The sequence below is a fragment of the Nocardia sp. CNY236 genome (assembly GCF_000482385.1).
In the GTDB taxonomy this organism is placed as follows: domain Bacteria; phylum Actinomycetota; class Actinomycetes; order Mycobacteriales; family Mycobacteriaceae; genus Nocardia.
This window is the reverse complement of the sequence record NZ_AXVD01000003.1, coordinates 154833-172348: the sequence shown is the minus strand read 5'-3', so window position 1 is coordinate 172348 and position 17516 is coordinate 154833. Positions and strand designations below refer to the sequence as shown.

The 17516-nt window shown below is 66.4% G+C and carries 13 protein-coding genes; 5 read left to right on the top strand and 8 right to left on the bottom strand.

Translation table 11 applies throughout. The features are described 5' to 3' along the window. Window positions 1–220: 220 nt before the first annotated feature. On the bottom strand, window positions 221–1816 hold the full coding sequence (ftsY, locus tag K940_RS0104135; RefSeq protein WP_028476487.1) for a signal recognition particle-docking protein FtsY: 1596 nt from the start codon (window positions 1814–1816) through the stop codon (window positions 221–223). Between the two features lie 265 nt (window positions 1817–2081). On the opposite strand from ftsY, the gene K940_RS0104130 reads away from it, so the two are divergent. Next, entirely contained in the window at window positions 2082–2471 is a 390-nt protein-coding gene (locus K940_RS0104130; protein WP_028476486.1) for a DUF2237 family protein, read from the top strand. Window positions 2472–2487: 16 nt separating this feature from the next. Here K940_RS0104130 and smc read toward each other — a convergent pair whose 3' ends face one another. Further along, the gene (smc, locus tag K940_RS0104125) at window positions 2488–6102 is read right to left on the bottom strand and encodes a chromosome segregation protein SMC (protein ID WP_028476485.1); all 3615 of its coding nucleotides are present in this window, start codon (window positions 6100–6102) and stop codon (window positions 2488–2490) included. A 611-nt stretch (window positions 6103–6713) separates the two neighbouring features. Between smc and K940_RS26900 the strand changes: the two genes are divergently transcribed. The 4 genes from K940_RS26900 (at window position 6714) to K940_RS0104105 (ending at window position 10751) form a co-directional block, all read left to right on the top strand. Further along, on the top strand, window positions 6714–9152 hold the full coding sequence (locus K940_RS26900) for an ATP-binding protein (RefSeq protein ID WP_051406860.1): 2439 nt from the start codon (window positions 6714–6716) through the stop codon (window positions 9150–9152). A 10-nt stretch (window positions 9153–9162) separates the two neighbouring features. Beyond that, entirely contained in the window at window positions 9163–9876 is a 714-nt protein-coding gene (locus tag K940_RS0104115; RefSeq protein WP_051406881.1) for a response regulator, read from the top strand. 135 nt (window positions 9877–10011) lie between these two features. Then, entirely contained in the window at window positions 10012–10473 is a 462-nt protein-coding gene (locus K940_RS0104110; protein ID WP_028476483.1) for an OsmC family protein, read from the top strand. Further along, complete coding sequence (locus K940_RS0104105; protein WP_028476482.1) at window positions 10473–10751, top strand: acylphosphatase; 279 nt, start codon at window positions 10473–10475, stop codon at window positions 10749–10751. The genes K940_RS0104110 and K940_RS0104105 overlap by 1 nt, the downstream gene beginning before the upstream one ends. 353 nt (window positions 10752–11104) lie before the next feature. Here the strand turns inward: K940_RS0104105 and K940_RS26895 are convergent, their stop codons facing one another. From K940_RS26895 to rnc, 6 genes are all read right to left on the bottom strand, one after another. Next, window positions 11105–11359, bottom strand: a complete 255-nt coding sequence (locus K940_RS26895) for a hypothetical protein (protein ID WP_155980741.1) — start codon at window positions 11357–11359, stop codon at window positions 11105–11107. Window positions 11360–11453: 94 nt separating this feature from the next. Continuing rightward, a complete protein-coding gene (locus tag K940_RS0104095; protein ID WP_028476481.1) occupies window positions 11454–13565 on the bottom strand; it encodes a glycogen debranching N-terminal domain-containing protein in 2112 nt (703 codons plus the stop codon). Between the two features lie 14 nt (window positions 13566–13579). Then, a complete protein-coding gene (locus K940_RS26890) occupies window positions 13580–14749 on the bottom strand; it encodes a glycosyltransferase family 4 protein (protein ID WP_051406880.1) in 1170 nt (389 codons plus the stop codon). Window positions 14750–15242: 493 nt separating this feature from the next. Beyond that, a complete protein-coding gene (locus tag K940_RS0104085; RefSeq protein ID WP_028476480.1) occupies window positions 15243–15824 on the bottom strand; it encodes a dihydrofolate reductase family protein in 582 nt (193 codons plus the stop codon). Between the two features lie 112 nt (window positions 15825–15936). Continuing rightward, on the bottom strand, window positions 15937–16797 hold the full coding sequence (mutM, locus tag K940_RS0104080) for a bifunctional DNA-formamidopyrimidine glycosylase/DNA-(apurinic or apyrimidinic site) lyase (RefSeq protein WP_028476479.1): 861 nt from the start codon (window positions 16795–16797) through the stop codon (window positions 15937–15939). A 1-nt stretch (window position 16798) separates the two neighbouring features. Then, a complete protein-coding gene (gene rnc, locus K940_RS0104075; protein ID WP_028476478.1) occupies window positions 16799–17512 on the bottom strand; it encodes a ribonuclease III in 714 nt (237 codons plus the stop codon). Between the last annotated feature and the right edge of the window lie 4 nt (window positions 17513–17516).

The window sequence follows — 17516 nt, the reverse complement described above, 5'->3', positions numbered from 1 at the left end:
GTGAACGGATTGCGCATATGTGTTGCCGACATATTTCGAACCGCGCACAAGAATTGTCAGGGCGCTGTGAGCAGGAGGTTCGAAAAATCCGACATTCGCTACCTGTGGTGCCGCAACAGCGAATCCGAGAGTCGCCGCGGGGTGATCGGCCCAACAGGGCAGGGCCGATCACCCCAACAGGACTTGCAATCATTGCAAGCCCAACAGGGCTTGCAATGATTCAGCCCAACAGGGCGTCCACGAACGCCGCGGGCTCGAACGGGGCGAGGTCGTCGGCGCCCTCGCCGAGGCCGACCAGCTTTACCGGTACCCCGAGTTCGTGCTGGACCTGGAAGACGATGCCGCCTTTGGCGGTCCCATCCAGCTTGGTCAGCACGACACCGGTGATATCGACCACTTCGGCGAACACGCGAGCCTGGGCCAATCCGTTCTGACCGATGGTCGCATCCAGCACCAGCAGGACTTCGTCCACCGCCGCCTTCTTCTGCACGACCCGCTTGACCTTGCCCAACTCGTCCATCAACCCGGTCTTGGTGTGCAGCCTGCCGGCGGTGTCGATCAGGACGGCATCGACACCGCGATCGACCCCTGCGGCGACCGCGTCGAACGCGACCGCCGCGGGGTCGGCGCCCTCGCGGCCACGGACGGTCTCCGCGCCGACGCGCTCTCCCCACGTCTGCAATTGATCGGCCGCAGCGGCACGGAAGGTGTCGGCCGCACCGAGCAATACGCGACGACCGTCGGCGACGAGTACACGAGCCAGCTTGCCGGTCGTGGTCGTCTTGCCGGTTCCGTTCACCCCGACCACCAGCAAGATCGACGGGTGATCGGGGTGCGGCAACGCCCGAACCGAGCGGTCGAGTTCCGGCCGCAACTGCTCGACGAGCACATCGCGCACAACCGCTCGGGCCTGGTCGGTGGTGCGCACGCTTCGAGCCGCTATTTCGGCACGCAAGCGCGAGACCACGGCCGTGGTGCTCGCGGTGCCGAGGTCGGCCAGAACGAGAGTGTCTTCGATTTCCTCCCACGAATCATCGTCGAGGTCGCCGCCGCCGAGCAGGCCGAGCAGGCTCTTGCCCACCGCGTTCTGCGAGCGGGACAGGCGTCCGCGCAGCCGGACCAGACGCCCGGCGGACGGTTCGATCTCTTCGAGCGCGGTGCCACCGGGGCCTGCCGCGACCTCTGCTCCGGGAGCAATCTCTCCGCCGGCAATCGCGGTGCCGGCGGCAGTCTCAACGCTGCTATCGGTTTCGACAGGGGTATCCGACGCGACGGTCTCGGTGGGGGCAACGGTCGCCTTCGTCACGGAATCCGCCGCTCCCGATTCGACCGACGCCGCGCCGGTATCGACCGATGGCGCCGGCGCATGGTCGGCCGCTGCAGCCGGCGCGTCGGGTACCACCGTGGCTTTCGGCTCTGCGGGTACGGTGGGCGCTTCCTGCTCCGCGAGTGTGGGCGGGGCCGATGCGGAACCCGACGCTGCGGGCGCCTCGGTGACATCCGCTTCTGGCAACGGAACATTGGTGATGCCGCGTCTGGGTGCGTCGCGTGGGATCGCGGCATCATCGCCGATGTGCGGCTCTGCTTGCGCACCGGTGGGCTCGTCCAGCCGCGGTTCGGCTACGACGCCGCCCCGACTGAAGTTGAAGCTGCCGGAGGCGGTATAGCCACCGGACCGATCGGCTACCTCCTTGTCCTGTGTACCCGGGGCGAGCGACACCCGGCCGCGCCGGTATCGAACGAAACCGCCGACGAGCGCCACCAGGAGTAGCACTGCGGCGACCACGGCGATCAGGATCCACACGTCAGGACTCACGCGGACCATCCTTGCAGATCGTCCATCGCCGCCTGGGCGCCGAGCCACATCCGCCCCGGCGCCCAGCCACATCCGCCCCGGCGCCCAGCCACATCGGGCCGAGCGCCGGCCCCGCCCGGACGAGCGCGCCACAGCGACAGGGACACTCTCCGAATTCCACGACCTCGGCAGACGGTAGGCAGGCGCGGGCCGTTCGGGCGCCGACACCCCCTCGAGATTTCTTGTCCTGCGGAACTTCTCGCCAAGTATCAATAGGATCAGCGACGTGACCGATCGAAACGTGCTTGGGGGGCCGCTGCAAGAGTGCGGCACCGATCCTCTGACCGGCTTCTACCGGGACGGCTGCTGCAGTACGGGACCGGACGACTTGGGCAGCCACACCGTGTGCACCGTCGTCACGGCAGAGTTTCTGGAACACCAAGCATCGATAGGCAACGATCTGAGTACACCGCGCCCAGAGAACAACTTTCCAGGCCTGCAGCCGGGCGACCGATGGTGTGTGGTGGCCGTTCGATGGTTGCACGCGCACGAAGACGGGGTCGCGGCCCCGGTTGTGTTGGCAGCCACGCACGAGAACGCGCTGGAGGTGATCTCGATGGATATCCTGCGCAAGTATGCCGTCGACGTGCCCGACGACGTCAGCGACCTGCTCTGATCGCGACGGCGCTCGCTCACCCCGTCGTACCGGCCGCAGCCAGGTTGTGACCCCGCAGTCGCTGAGATATCACCTGTGTGATTCCGTCACCACGCATACTGACACCGTAGAGAGCGTCGGCGATCTCCATCGTCGGCTTCTGATGGGTGATCACGATCAGCTGGCTCTTCTCCCGAAGCTGCTCGAACAATCCGAGTAGCCGGCGCAGGTTGGTGTCGTCCAACGCCGCCTCGACCTCGTCCATCACATAGAACGGTGACGGTCGCGCGCGGAAGATGGCCACCAGGAGCGCAACGGCAGTCAGCGACTTCTCCCCGCCCGACAACAGTGACAACCGCTTGACCTTCTTACCCGGTGGACGAGCCTCCACTTCTATGCCGGTAGTGAGCATGTCGGCAGGGTCGGTCAGCAACAGTCTGCCCGCACCGCCAGGGAACAATGTCGCGAACACGTCGACGAACTCACGCTCGACATCGGCGTAGGCGTCGGTGAACACCTGAAGGATGCGCGCATCGACCTCGGCGACCACGCCCAACAAGTCGCTGCGAGCATTGGTGACGTCATCGAGTTGGGTGGACAAGAAGTTGTAGCGTTCCTCGAGTGCTGCGAACTCTTCCAGCGCGAGCGGATTGACCTTACCCAGGGTCGCCAGATCCTTCTCCGCACGTTTGGCGCGCCGCTGCTGAGTCGGCCGATCGTAGGGCATGGCAACCGGTGCGGTGACCTGTTCGCCACGCTGCGTGGCCTGCTCGTATTCCTGCAACTCCAGTGCGGACGGCGGGACCGGGACATCGGGTCCGTACTCGGCGATCAGATCGTCGAACGCGATTCCGAACTGCTCGGTGATGGTCGTCTGCACCTGTTCGATGCGCAGTGCCGCCTGCGCCCTGGCCACCTCGTCGCGGTGCACCGCATCGGTGAGGTCGGACAGCTGCCCGGTGAGCACCCGCACCCGCTCCTTGATCTGCTCGACCTGTGTGGCGCATTCGGAGCGCCGGCGTACCAGGCCATCACGGCGATCAGCCGCCGCGCCGACCACGACCTCCAACTCCGCGGCGATCTTTCCGCCGGACGCGGCGACGGCGACCGCGACCTCGACGGCCTTGGTGCGCGCAGCGCGAGCGCGCTCCGCGCGAGCGCGCGCTTCCTTCTCGGCATGCGCGGCGCGGCGCAGCGAATCCGCTTTCCCGCGTACCGATTCCGCACGTTCTTCGGCAGTGCGAACCGCGAGCCGGGCCTCGACCTCCCGCGCCCGCGCCTCGGCCAGCGCGGCCGCCGCTTCTTCGCGCAGCCGGCTCGCTGTTTCTGCGCCCGCCGCGCCCGCGCTGTCGCCGTCGAGTCGATCGGCTTCGGCATGCCGGAGGCGCTCTTCCAATTCGGCGAGACCGGCGAGCGCTTCCTTTCTGCTGTCTTCGGCAGCGGTGCGCTGGGCCTGCAGGCGCTCACCCTCCGCATGCGCTGCGCGAGCGGTCTGACCGAGCCGGCCGAGGCGTTCATAGATCGCAGTCAGCGCTTGATCGGATTCGTGCAAGGCGAGCAGCGCGTGGTCGACGGCGTGCTTGCGGTCGGTTTGTTCGGCCAGTGCACCCGACAGCGCTGCCTCGAGTTCCTCGGCGCGGCGCCGCGCCGCGACCAGATCGTTCTCGGCGGTATCGATGTCGGAACGGATTTCGAGTTGGCTCGGTGCGCGGTCGGAACCGCCCAGCAGCCAACCGTTTCCAGCGAGGTCGCCGTCGCGGGTGACCACACGGATGTCGGGCCGAATCGTGAGGGCCACCCGAGCGGCGGGCAGATCGTCGACCACGGCGGTGCCCGACGTCAGCGCCTCGAGCGCGCCCCGGACCGCATCGGGGCACTCGACCACGTCGATCAGCCAGCGGCCGCCGGAGGGCGGCGCACCGAGCCGCTGCCGGTCGATGGCCTCAGCGCCGAACACCACTGCGGCGCGCCCCTGATCGGACTCTTTGAGCGCAGAGATCGCGGCGTGGGCGGACTCGCCGGTGTCGGTCGTCACTGCATCCACCAGCAGACCGAGGGCGGCGGCGACCGCCGCTTCGTAACCGCTGTGCACCCGCAGCAACGTCGATAGCGCACCGCGTACGTCCTGTTCGCGGTGCTGTGCCAGCCAGGCAGCCCCGTCGCGGCGAGTGAGGTTCATGGCAAGCGCTTCGATACGCGCATCCAACGACGCCACCCGCTTGCCCGCCTCGCGGTCCTCCTCGCGCAGTTCGTCGACGCGTCGATCGGCCAATTCCAGTGCCTGCGCAGCGTGCTCGGATTGTGCGTCCAGACCTGCCTCACTCGCCTCCAGTTCGGCGAGTTCGGCTTGCGCCGCGTCGAATTCGGCGTGTGCGACCTCCGCGCGTCGCCTCGCGTCCTCGACGGCGGCCGAGAGCCTGACGATCTCCGCGTCCACCGTCTGAGCTCCGGCGCGCACGGTGTCGACCCTGCCGGACAACCGAGCCACCCCCTCTCGGTGGTCGGCGACCGCACGCACAGCAGCCAGATGCGCCTGTTCGGCGGCCTTCGCGGCCATCTCGCGTTCGGCCACCTGGTCACCCGCCGCCGCCGACAGCTCGATCGCCATCTCGACCGCAGCTCGCAGCTCGCTCTCCTGCGCCTCGATCGCCTGCGCTTCGATTTCGAGCTGCTCGGGGTCGCGCCCGGTGCCCACCGGGACCGCGGTGTCGAGGTGGCGTGCCCGGTCGGTAGCGATGCGAATGGTTGCGCCGACCCGCTCGGACAACGCCGACAGGTCGAACCACAGCTGTGCGGCTGCCTCGGCCCTGGGCGCCAGACGCGACAGCTGGAATTCGTGCTCGGCCAGTGCGGCATTGGCGGCATCCAACTCCGACTGCACCGTGAGCTGCTGCTCACGAGCGTAGGCTTCCTTGCTCTGTTGGCTTTGCAACTCGCCGCGACGAGCCGCCAGGTCGTCGGCCGCCAGGCGCAAGCGCGCGTCGCGCAGGTCGGCCTGCACGGTTGCGGCTCTGCGGGCGGCCTCGGCTTGTCTGCCCAATGGTTTGAGCTGGCGACGGAGTTCGCTCGTGAGATCGGTGAGACGGGCCAGGTTGGCTTGCATGGCATCGAGCTTGCGCAGTGCTTTTTCCTTGCGTTTGCGATGCTTGAGCACGCCGGCCGCCTCCTCGATGAAGGCACGGCGATCCTCCGGGCGCGATTCCAGGATGGCCGACAATCGGCCCTGCCCGACGATGACGTGCATCTCGCGTCCGATGCCGGAATCGCTCAGAAGTTCCTGTACGTCCATCAGGCGACATCCGCCGCCATTGATCTCGTACTCGCCGGCACCATCGCGGAACATGCGCCGGGTGATGGATACTTCGGCGTAATCGATGGGCAGCGCACCATCGGAATTGTCGATGGTCAACGTGACTTCGGCACGACCCAACGGGGCACGACCCGAGGTGCCGGCGAAAATCACATCCTGCATCTTGCCGCCACGCAGCGCCTTCGCACCTTGCTCGCCCATTACCCAGGTGAGCGCGTCGACGACATTCGATTTACCCGATCCATTCGGACCGACGACACAGGTGATGCCGGGCTCCAATCGCAGCGTCGTCGCGGACGCGAAGGACTTGAAGCCCTTCAACGTCAGACTCTTCAGGTGCAAATTCGACCTTTCGGTTCATATGGTCGTCGGTCTGTTCGACGCGGCAGTGGTATCCGAGAGCCAAGACTATCGACTCGTCCCCCGAATCCCTCGTTGGATCCATTGCATTTGCTCCGATTGCGGTGCAGACTGAGTCACGGTATCGGCTGGCATACCGTGCTTCGTGCGGCCACCGACGACTGCGCAGTAGCCGCGATACCAGGACCATCAGCCAGCCGTCGGAAGTCGGGCCGCGGCCCACAAGAGAATTTCCGGACCTACTGCTGGCACATTCGTCCAGGTGATGTCTTCATTCACACAGAATCGAGGTCGACGTGCGCGTCGAAGGTAGGAACAGCGAACGGGTGCTGTCGAACAGCTCCACAACGCTCGATGCCGACCGCTCGGCAAGGACTAGGACGCTGTGATGTCAGCGCTAACCCTCATCGTGGGATTCGTCTGCTGCATGCTGGTCGTTCGCGCCCTCGGGGTCCGAGCGCGCTCCGGCCGCCCACAGGCGCGGTAGTCGTACGCCGGATCACGGCTCGCGTGACCCAACCGGGTGGGCCACAACGCCCAGCAGTCGATCGAGATTGTTCCGCCCAGTGGGTGTGGCGCGCGATGATTGAGGCGTGAAACGCGGTCAGCTGCGTATTTGCCTCGGCGTCGCACCGGGAGTCGACACAACCGACGCCATGCTGAACGAGGCGCGCCGACAGCTGCGACGTGGGCGCGACGTCGTGGCCGCGCTCGGCGGAACGTGCGGCCCAGAACAGGCCGCACGAGCATTCGACGGCATCGAACGGATTCCGCCGAAACAGGTCGAGGTGAACAACGCCACCTGGTGCGAACTGGACGTCGAGGCGGTGTTACGGCGTGCACCCGCCGCGGTGCTGATCGACCAGCTGGCCCACACCGACACGACGGGCAGCGGACACACCGAGCGGTGGCAAGACGTCGGCGAGCTGCTCGACGCCGGCATCGACGTGATCTCGACGGTCGGCCTACAACAACTGGAGGGACTGGAACAGGCCGCAACGCGGCTCGGTCACCAGCGCAAGACCGTTCCCGAGGTCGTGGTGCGCTACGCGGACGAAGTGGAACTGGTCGGCATGACGCCGGACGCGCTGCGAGAATTGACCGTCCGGTGGCTGACCACCGAAGTCGACTCCGCAGCCGAGTTCGCTGCCGCAGCCGAGTTCCGGGCCGATCTCCCGATCTCCGAGCCTGTCCGGCAGTCACGTGTGGTCGCGGGAGTGACCGGCGGCCCGGAGTCGGAGACCATCATCCGCAAGGCATACCGGATCGCCGCCGATGCCGATGCCGACCTGGCCGTCGTCCACGTCGTCCGTAGTGTTCGCCCGGCTGCCGGCGCCGCCGAGCGGCTTGCCCGGCTGCGCGAGCTCACCGCAGCCTTGGGAACGACGCTGCACACTGTCACCAGCGATGACGTGGCCCAGACTCTGCTGGCGTTCGCTCGGGAAGCGAACGCCGGCCAGCTCGTGATCGGACGATCACGACGTGCACGCTGGGCACGGATACTGGACGAAGACGTCGGCTCTACGGTGGTGAGCCTGTCCGACGCGATCGACATTCACGTGGTGGCTCACGAGCACGCGCGTCGTGGCTCCCGACGCACTGCGTCGCGTTCACGCCGCCGCATGGGCGCCTGGCTGGCGGCATTCCTGATCCCCGCCGTCGTGTTCACCCTGGCTGTGACTCTGTTGAACGACGCACTGGGGCTCGGCGGGGTCAGCGCACTGTTCGTCGTCGGTGTCGTCGCCGTGGCCCTGTTGGGCCGGATCGTGCCCGCGGCGTGTGCCGCATTGTTGTCCGGGGTGTTGATGAGCTGGTTCGTCGCGCCACCGCGCTACAACCTCGCGGTCGCAGAGTTGAACGACATGATCACTGCGAGCGTGTTGCTCATCGTCGGTGTCGCAGTGGCCGGGTTGGTCGACGTGGCCACGAAACGAACCCGGCAAGCGCGAAAGGCAGCTCGACAAGCCGAGCTGCTGACCATGTTCTCTGGCGCCATACTGCACGGCACCGACCTGCCCGGGTTGCTACGGCAGATCAGGGAGGTCTTCGCCCAGCGGGCTGTGAGCCTGACTGCCGGCGACCAGGTGCTCGCCACGATCGGGGTCGATCCTCCCTATGCGCCCTCGGAAGCGAGCACCGTGATCGAGGCAGGTGATGCCAGCCACTGGCTGTTGCTGGCCGGTCCTGCCTTGGCGGCAACCGACCGGCCTGTGCTGAGCGCGGTGGCCAACCAGGCCGTGGCGTTGGTGCGACAGACGCGGCTGGCCGAGGAGGCGAACGCCGCTGCAGCCCTGCAAGAAGCCGACCGTTTGCGGCGGGCACTGCTTTCCGCGGTCAGCCACGACCTGCGCACGCCATTGGCCGGAGCCAAAGCAGCGGTTTCCAGTCTGCGCAGCGACGACATCGAGTTCTCCCCGAACGACACCGCCCAACTGCTGGAGACGATCGAACAGTCGGTCGATCAGCTCACTGCGCTGGTCGGCAATCTGCTGGACTCCTCACGCCTCGCGGTCGGTGTGGTCACGCCGCGGGTGCGACGGGTCTATCTGGACGAGACAGTGCATCGCGCGCTGGTGAGTATCGGCATGGGAACGCGGCACGCGGCGATGGCCCGAGTCCGGGTCGAGGTCGGCGACGTCGCGGTACTCGCCGACGACGGCTTGTTGGAACGGGTGCTTGCCAACCTGATCGACAACGCTCTGCGGCATACCCCGCACCCGACCACGGTGCACGTCACAGCCGACTACGCCGGCGACCGAGTATTCATCGCCGTGGTGGATTCCGGTCCCGGTGTACCGCAGGGCGCCGAGCATCAACTGTTCGAACCATTCCAACGCCTCGGAGACAGCACCTCCGGTGTCGGGCTCGGTCTCTCGGTAGCGCGCGGATTCGTGGAGGCCATGGGCGGCACCGTTCGCGCGCAACCGACTCCAGGGGGCGGACTGACCATGCTGGTCGACTTGCCCGCCGATGACGACCGGGCCGAATCCGAGGGGGCGGACGTGCACGACACCACGAGCGCAGAGGAATGAGGTGCCCACGATGACGCAGAAGGCGACAAGTGCGCCCACGCCCGAGACGTCGCCGGCGACGGTGCTCGTGGTGGACGACGAACAGCAGATCGTGCGCGCACTGCGCATCAATCTGTCGGTCCGTGGATACGAGGTGGTGACCGCAGCCACCGGTGACGCAGGCTTGCGTGCGGCGGCCGACCGAACTCCGGACGTGGTGATCCTCGACCTCGGCCTCCCCGATATGGACGGCGTCGAGGTACTGACGCGCCTGCGGAGCTGGACCTCGGCGCCGGTGATCGTGCTGTCGGCGCGCACCGACTCCGCCGACAAGGTCGAGGCGCTCGACGCCGGCGCCGACGACTATGTCGCCAAGCCGTTCGGCATGGACGAGTTGCTGGCACGGCTGCGGGCGGCGGTGCGCCGGCGCGGCGACTCGTCGGCTCCGGTCGTGACGACGTCGTCGTTCACCGTCGACCTTGCCGCCAAACAAGTCACCCGGCACGGCCGAGCCGTCCATCTGACGCCTACCGAGTGGGGCATGCTCGAAATGCTGGTGCGCAATCGAGGCAAGCTGGTCGGACAGCGCGAGCTGCTGCGCGAGGTATGGGGCCCGTCCTATGCCACCGAAACGCACTATCTCCGGGTCTATCTAGCGCAACTACGCCGCAAACTCGAGGACGACCCCTCACGGCCGAAACACCTGCTCACCGAGGCCCGCATGGGCTATCGGTTCCAGCAGTAGTGTCTGTCGAATCGGTGGTTCGGCGCGAGCGTCGCCGGAATCCAGGGTCCGACGCGGACCAGGGGAATGTCGCGGACCGATCCTGCGTTGCCAGGCGCGCGAGCCGAATGCGACGAGAATGGCAGGATCGAACCCATGGCTGAACAGACCGCAACCGCCACCACCGCGGCCCCGACCGTGCAGGAGCCGACCACATTGTGGGTCGAGCGCACTGGAACCAGGGCATACACCGGACGCAGCTCCCGTGGCGCCGAGGTTCTGATCGGCTCGCAGGGAGTTCCCGGTGCGTTCAGCCCGGGTGAGCTACTGAAGATCGCCTTGGCGGCCTGCTCGGGCCTGAGTGCGGATTTCGCGTTGTCCCGTAAGCTCGGCGACACCTTCGACGCGACCATCCGGGTCTCCGGCGACGCCGACCGGGACAACGAGGTCTACCCGCAGCTGGACGAGGTGTTCGAGCTGGATCTCAGCGAGCTCGACGACGAAGCGCGGGCGCGGCTGTTGGTCACCGTGCAACGCGCGATCGACAAAGTGTGCACCGTGGGACGGACGCTGGAGGCCGGATCGAAAGTGACGCTCTCGTTCGATATCGATGGCTGATGGGATCGACCGTCCGGTTGAGCGCGTGGGTACACGGCCTCGTACAGGGCGTGGGTTTCCGCTGGTGGACCAGGTCGCGTGCGCTCGAACTGGGTCTGGTCGGGTATGCCGCCAACACCAGAGACGGCCGGGTGCACGTCGTGGCGGAAGGGCCGCACAGCGCGTGTTCACGGCTCCTGGAACTCTTGCGTTCGGGTGATACACCTGGTCGAGTCAGCGTTGTTGTGGAAAGCTGGGAACCGGTGCGGGACAACCTGATCGGGTTCGAGGAACGCTAGCTCAGGGGCGGGCAGGGAGGGGGACGATGGCGAGCACCCGAATTCCTGAAGGCGACAATCGTTGGGACCCCCCTCCGCGTCCAGCCAGTATTCGGCGACAGGAGCCCGGTACGACGCAACCGCGCCCGCCGACGGTGGCCGAGGTCCGGGTCGCACAGGCGGCGCGTGATCGTGCCCAGGCGGCGCTAAGTGGAACTCGTTGCACGAACAGCCCGTCGAACGTTGGGGTGCCCTGCGCAGGCTGCTACCCACCGCGCAATTGCACTTGGGCCGCCGTGATGTTGTCCTCGCCGGTCTGCCGCAGGCCATGTAAATCGAGCCGCTGTGGAACTGGTCGTCGCCTTCGCGATTCTCTAACCGACGCCGACTTCGGGTTCCGGTGGCGCCGCCGCGGGCACGGCTCGGTATGAGCCCGAGGGTCGATCACTGATGACATGGGCGCGGCAATACGCCACGGCCGCGAGGTACTGACGACACTCCGGGCCGTGACCGGCATGCACACTGCGAATGAACAATGCACGGTCCGTATCGAGATCCAGCGGCGGTTCTGCGCCGCAATCTCGATATTGCATCCGCCACAGGTCCTGCACATCCAATGAAGTCTGCATGGTGCGCCTCCGTGCCGGTATCGGTGCCAACAGGTCGGCAATCTCCTGATGCCATCGACATACCCGCTCGAATGCCACATCACCCGCGCTCACTTCATTGCGTGCGCAAACGCCAATCATCGGGCAGGCGCGCGGCGATGACCTGCTCACCCTCCGCTTCCACGTCGATGGTCGTCGCACCCAGGCGCAGTGATCGCAGCGAAACTCGACCCCACCTTGCCGGCAACCGCGGCCGCGCGGTGAGGGTCCGAGTCGGAGCGTGGGGGTCGAGACCGAGGAACGCCCGCACCAACAGCAGCGGTGCTGCGCTCGCCCATGCCTGCGGCGAGCAGGAAGTCGGGTAGGGCACCGGTGTCGCGAAGCGCGCGCGCGGAAAGCCACAGAACAATTCGGGCAACCGTCCGTCGAACGCTGCCGCCGCATCCAGCAATCCCGTGGCGAGTTGGGTCGCCAGCTCGACTGCGCCGGGGATGTGCTGGTAACGCAACAAGCCCGCCACCGCGATCGCGGTGTCGTGCGGCCAGACCGAGCCGCAGTGGTAACTCATCGGGTTGTAGGCGCCCATGTTCGAAGCCAACGTACGCAACCCGAATCCGGAATCCATCTCCGTGCCCGCCATATGCGACACCAGTTCCGTGGCATGCTCGTCCGTGGCGATCCCCGACCACAGGCAATGCGCCGCATTGCTGGTCAACGCGTCGACTTGACGTTTGCCGCCATCGAGCGCAACGGCGTACCAGCCACGATCGGGCATCCAGAATTGCTCGGCGAATTTGACTCGCAGCTGCGCCGCGCTGTCCCGAAGTCGTTGAGCCAGCCGAGGATCGTCGAGGGCGTCGGCCAGTTCGGCCCGGGCGACCAGCGCCGCGTGCACGTACCCTTGGACCTCACACAGCGCTATCGGCGCCTCGGCGAGATGACCTGTAGCGTAGTTTATTCCGTCGAAACTGTCCTTCCACCCCTGATTGACCAGTCCGCGGTCGGTCGCACGACGGTACTCGACGAACCCGTCGCCGTCACGGTCACCGAAGTCGGTGATCCAGCTCAACGCAGCGTCGGCGGCGGGCAACAAGTGCCCGATCACTTCCGGATCCGCGCCCCATCGGTAGCATTCCGCAAGCAACATCACGAACAGCGGTGTGGCGTCGGCGTTTCCGTAGTAGATATTGCCGCCGAGCACCTGTCCCCCCGCCGGGCCACGACGCATCTCGTGCATGATGCGCCCCGGCTCTTCCTCGGTGAGCGGATTCACCTCCTGCCCTTGCAATTCCGCCAACTGTTGCAACGTGCCCAATGCCAGGTCGACTTCCAGCGGCAATGCCATCCAGGCGGTGAGCAGGCTGTCGCGACCGAACAGCGTCATGAACCACGGCGCGCCCGCCGCCACGAACGGGCGGGCGCCCCCGGATTCGTCATGGATCTGCAGCGCGCCCAGATCGCTTTCGGTCCGGCGCAACACTCGGGTGAGCACCGGGTCGGATGCGACGATGTCGGTGGCGGTGTCTCGCCAGGCCTCGATCTTGCGGCCCGGGGCACTGATTCCGTAATGCTCCCCCGGGGCGACCGCCTGAAAACGCTGGTTTCCCAGCGTCGGTTGGGCAATGATCTCGGTCTGCCAGCACTCACCGACCGGCACGATCACCCGCCAGATCAGGGTACCGGGCAGCACCTCTGCTTCCACCGTCGTCGAGACCGAGATGCCACGGGTCCGGTCGGCATGGTCGTGCAACACCAGTTCGCCGTCGGCGACCGTCACATCGGCTCTCGCGTGTCCGGCGCGGCCTTCCTTCACCGCGAACAGGTCGATGAAATCGGCGTCCACATGCAATTCCAGCAGTACCGCCGTGGGTTCGCGGCCCATGTTCTCCAAGGTGAGCAATTCGTGCATGCCGTCGGCCACGATCCGTTCACGCACCACCAGCAACGTGCTGTCGGCCTGGCCCGCCCGGGGCGGTCTGCGCAACACGAACCTGGCAGCGAATGCCTCTGGACTCAAGACCGACAGCGCTTCGGCGGGTCTACCGTTCACCAGCAACTCCCACCGTGACAGCACCCGCGCGTCCCGAAAGAACAGGCCGTGCGGCTTACCCGGCTCGACATCGCCGAGTCGATTCGACAAGCAAAAGGTGCCCCCCTCGACCAAGGTGACCGATCCGCACCCCCCGAACCCGGTGGGCTCACCGGAATCCAGGGGGTCGGTACTCATCGGTGCGCTCCCGGTCACACCACTCCGCTCGCCGCGATTGGGATCGAGGCGGGGGCAGCGGGCGCCGGAGCTTCGGTCGGCGTGGCGCCGAACCGCGCGGTGGCCCGCACCAATCGGCGATATACCTGCTCGTAGCCGAAGCCCAGGGTGTCGGCCCCGAAGCTGGCTTGCACGTGTGCTCGGCACGCGGCCGGGTCCATCGTCCGAACTTCCTCGATCGCCGCCGGCAGTTCGGCCGGGTCGTCACACACGCGACCGGTGACGCCCTCGACGATGACTTCGGACACCGCCCCGCCGCGCAACGCGACGACCGGCGTGCCACACACCATGGATTCGATCATCACCATGCCGAACGGTTCCTCCCAGCGAATCGGGAACAACAGGCAGCGTGCATTGGCAAGCAGTTTACGCTTGGCCGACGCGTCTGCGAGGCCGAACAGGTGGTCGTTGTCGGTGAGCAACGGGCGTACCTTCTCCTCGAAGTAGGCCAGTTCCGGTCGCTCGCTACACTTGCCGGCGAGTACCAGTGGGATGCCCGCGGCATGCGCGGCCTCCAACGCCAGGTGCGGAGCCTTGCATTCGTTGAATCGGCCGAGGAACAAGGCGTAGTCGTCCTTTTCGACGCGGAAGGGCCACTCGTCGACCTTCAACGCATTGTGCACGCGTCCGGACCAATTCAAGCCCGGCGCCAAGGCGCGCTGGCGGTCGCTGATCGCCACCAGCGCCACCTCTTTGCCCAAATCCTGGTAGTACCGGAAGATGTCGTCCTTGACCGGGCCGTGCACCGTCAGCACCGTGGGCAAGCCGAGCTGCTGGAAGACGAACGCGTTGAGCGGACCTGCGAAGGTATGGTCGTGCACCAAGTCCAGACCCGATGTGGCCGCATGTTCTTCGATCGCTCGTCGCACCCGGAGCGCGTGTGCGACCTCGGGGAAGGGCTCTCCCAGGCGATCGGGTAGCACCCGATCCCACACGGGCACGAACGTGGCCTTGGTGCCCGGCTCCCCGGCACCGAACAAGGTGACGTCGTGGCCACGATCGACCAATGCGTCGACCAAGTCGGCGACCACTGCTTCGACGCCGCCATACGCTTTGGGCGGCACATCGAAATACGGCGGCACCACCATCGCGATCCGATACGGACCGCTGGAATGGTCTGTCGGCAGGTAGTCGGATGACGCCATCGGCAGGTCGGACGACGCCCCCGGCACCGGAATCGCGCTCATGACCCTCCTTCCAGGGACAACCAGTAGAACCGCATCCACCCAGCACTCGGAGTACCGGGTGCCGAACTGAACCAGGTGGCCGCCGCGGCGGGGTGAAGCCTTGCTGCACCGCCGTCCATGGGGCTTGGTTGGCCTGTCACGCTGCTGATGTGATCAGGGGGGCCGATTGGGAAGTACCTCGAGCGGGTGCGGTCAAACCAATCGTTCAGGGAAATATCCCGCTCGAGCAGCGTTCATCCGACCGCCGATAGCTGGTGCGGTTGCCCAGTTGGCCTGCCCAGCCACGCAAGACGCCCCTCGCACGCGCAACGGCGCCCGCCGAACTCGAATGTCAACCCTGGATGACACCGGACCGTACTCTTCGGGCCGGTGACAAGTCTCGATCGGGTACGCGCCGCCGCGCACCCAGCTCCAGAAGGCTCGCGAGTCCGGTTCGAGCGCGCAGAACGCGCTATCGGATTCGGCTGTACTTCACCACGGCCACCCCATCCTCGAACACCGTGCTGGTGATCACCCGGAATCTGGCAGGTTCCGGCAGCCGCGGCCCGGCGCCGAAGAGTGGACGACCCCTCCCGAGTACGATGGGATGCAGTTTGAGGAAGATCTGGTCGATCTCCGGAATCAACGCCTGCGCCAATTGCCCACCGCCACACAACCAGATCCCCAGTCCCTGTTCGCGTTTGAGTGCGCGGACCTTCTGGACCGGATCAGCGGAAATCAGCTCCACCGCGGGATCGGGGCTTTCGGGCATGGTCCTCGACACAACGAACTGCCGCAGATGCGCATAAGGACTCGACGTGCCGGTGCGCACCCCGAATTCGTGCGTCTTGCGTCCCATCACCACGGTGTCGAAGTAGCGGTTGCGGTCCTGCAAGCCGATCGCTTCCCGGACCTTGGTCGGCAGCGTCTCTGGGTACTGCGCGTTGATCGCGGGACCGTGATCGCCCCCGACCGGGAAGAAGTCGACCGAGCCGTCGTCGGTAGCGATGAATCCGTCGACGGTCGAGGCGACGTAGTAGGTGAGCTTGCGCACGATCAGCACCCCCCTGCCGGTTGAGATGTATGTGACATGAGTGTGCCCATACTTTCTTCCTCACGGCCGGGTATTGTTCCCAACCGCTCCGAGAAAACCGTAACCCGCGGCACTAGCGACGGCGAGAGCGCGGTTGACAGCGCGGGCAGGAATACGACGAGCGGTTCATGAACCGCTCGCGAACGATCGCCGCGCCACACCGGCCGCAGGGCTCGTTCTCCCGACCGTAAACGGCGAGCGACCGCTCGAAATATCCGGACCGGCCGTTGACGTCGACATACAGCGAGTCGAAGGAAGTGCCGCCCGCGTCCAACGCTTCGTTCATGACCGCGCCCACTTCGGACAACAGCCGACCCACGGCAGCTGCGGACAGTCCTGCACCGGATCGACCCCCGTGGATTCCGGCTCGCCACAACGCCTCGTCGGCGTAGATGTTGCCGATGCCGGACACAACGCGCTGGTCGAGAAGGATGCGCTTGATCTCGCTGTGCTTGCGTCGCACATGTGCGACCACGGATTCGCGGTCGAAATGCGGATCCAGTGGGTCGCGCGCGATATGTGCCACCGACTCCGGCACGGCAGTGGCGTCCACCTCGATCATCGGCGCGAGTACCCAGCCGCCGAACGTGCGCTGATCGACGAAGCGCAACTCGGTGCCGTCCCCGAGTGCGACGCGGATGTGGGTGTGCTTCTCCAAGGGGGTTCCACCCGGCCGGACCAACATTTGACCGCTCATCCCCAAATGCACCACCAGAGCGATCTCCGGGTCGTCGAGGGTCAGCCACAGGAACTTGCCACGCCGGGCTGCCGACTCGAACTTCCGGCCGGTGAGCCGACCGGCGAGATCGTCGGCGCCTTCGAGATGGCGGCGCACCGCACGTGGGTGGGTGATCGCCACCGACTCCACCAATCGACCGACCACGCGCATAGCCAGGCCACGGCGAACAACTTCGACCTCGGGAAGCTCGGGCACGTCAGTGTTCGGCGGTCAGCGCTTCGTAGGCGGCGCCCGCGGCCTTCTGCTCGGCTTCCTTCTTGGACCGGCCGACGCCCTGCCCGTACGCTCGGCTGCCGATCACCGTGGTTGCGGTGAATTCCTTGTCATGGTCGGGTCCGGTCGAGGTGATCTCGTAGCTGGGCACGCCGAGGCCGCGCTCCGCGGTCAACTCTTGCAGGCTCGTCTTCCAATCCAGACCAGCGCCCATCCGCGGACCGCGCTCGAGCAACTCGGCGAACAATCGCAATACGAGCGAGCGCGCCACGTCGATGCCGTATTGCAGGTGCACCGCGCCGAGCAACGACTCCATGCCGTCGGCGAGGATGCTCTCCTTGTTCCGGCCTCCGGTCAGCTCCTCCCCCTTGCCGAGCAGTAGATGCGCACCGAGACCACCCTCACCGAGCCCGCGAGCGACCTCCGCGAGCGCCCGCATATTGACCACACTGGCGCGCAGCTTGGCCAGCTCACCCTCGGACTTGGTGGGATGTTCGTGATACAGCCGTTCGGTGATACTCAGGCCGAGCACGGAGTCGCCGAGGAATTCCAGACGCTCGTTCGTCGGCAGACCGCCGTTCTCGTAGGCATACGACCGGTGGGTCAGCGCGAGGCGCAGCAGATCGGGCCGCAAGTCGACGCCCAGCGCACCGATGAGGTCCGCGTGCTCGGTGAGGGAGTGGGTTTCGTCGGTCACGTCG

Bases quoted from the DNA above. Each gene is read 5' to 3' on its own strand.
- K940_RS26890 (WP_051406880.1), bottom strand. From the start codon at position 14,749: ATGGCGTCATCCGACTACCTGCCGACAGACCATTCCAGCGGTCCGTAT.
- K940_RS0104110 (WP_028476483.1), top strand. From the start codon at position 10,012: ATGGCTGAACAGACCGCAACCGCCACCACCGCGGCCCCGACCGTGCAG.
- K940_RS0104095 (WP_028476481.1), bottom strand. From the start codon at position 13,565: ATGAGTACCGACCCCCTGGATTCCGGTGAGCCCACCGGGTTCGGGGGG.
- K940_RS26895 (WP_155980741.1), bottom strand. From the start codon at position 11,359: ATGCAGACTTCATTGGATGTGCAGGACCTGTGGCGGATGCAATATCGA.
- K940_RS0104115 (WP_051406881.1), top strand. From the start codon at position 9,163: ATGACGCAGAAGGCGACAAGTGCGCCCACGCCCGAGACGTCGCCGGCG.
- K940_RS0104105 (WP_028476482.1), top strand. From the start codon at position 10,473: ATGGGATCGACCGTCCGGTTGAGCGCGTGGGTACACGGCCTCGTACAG.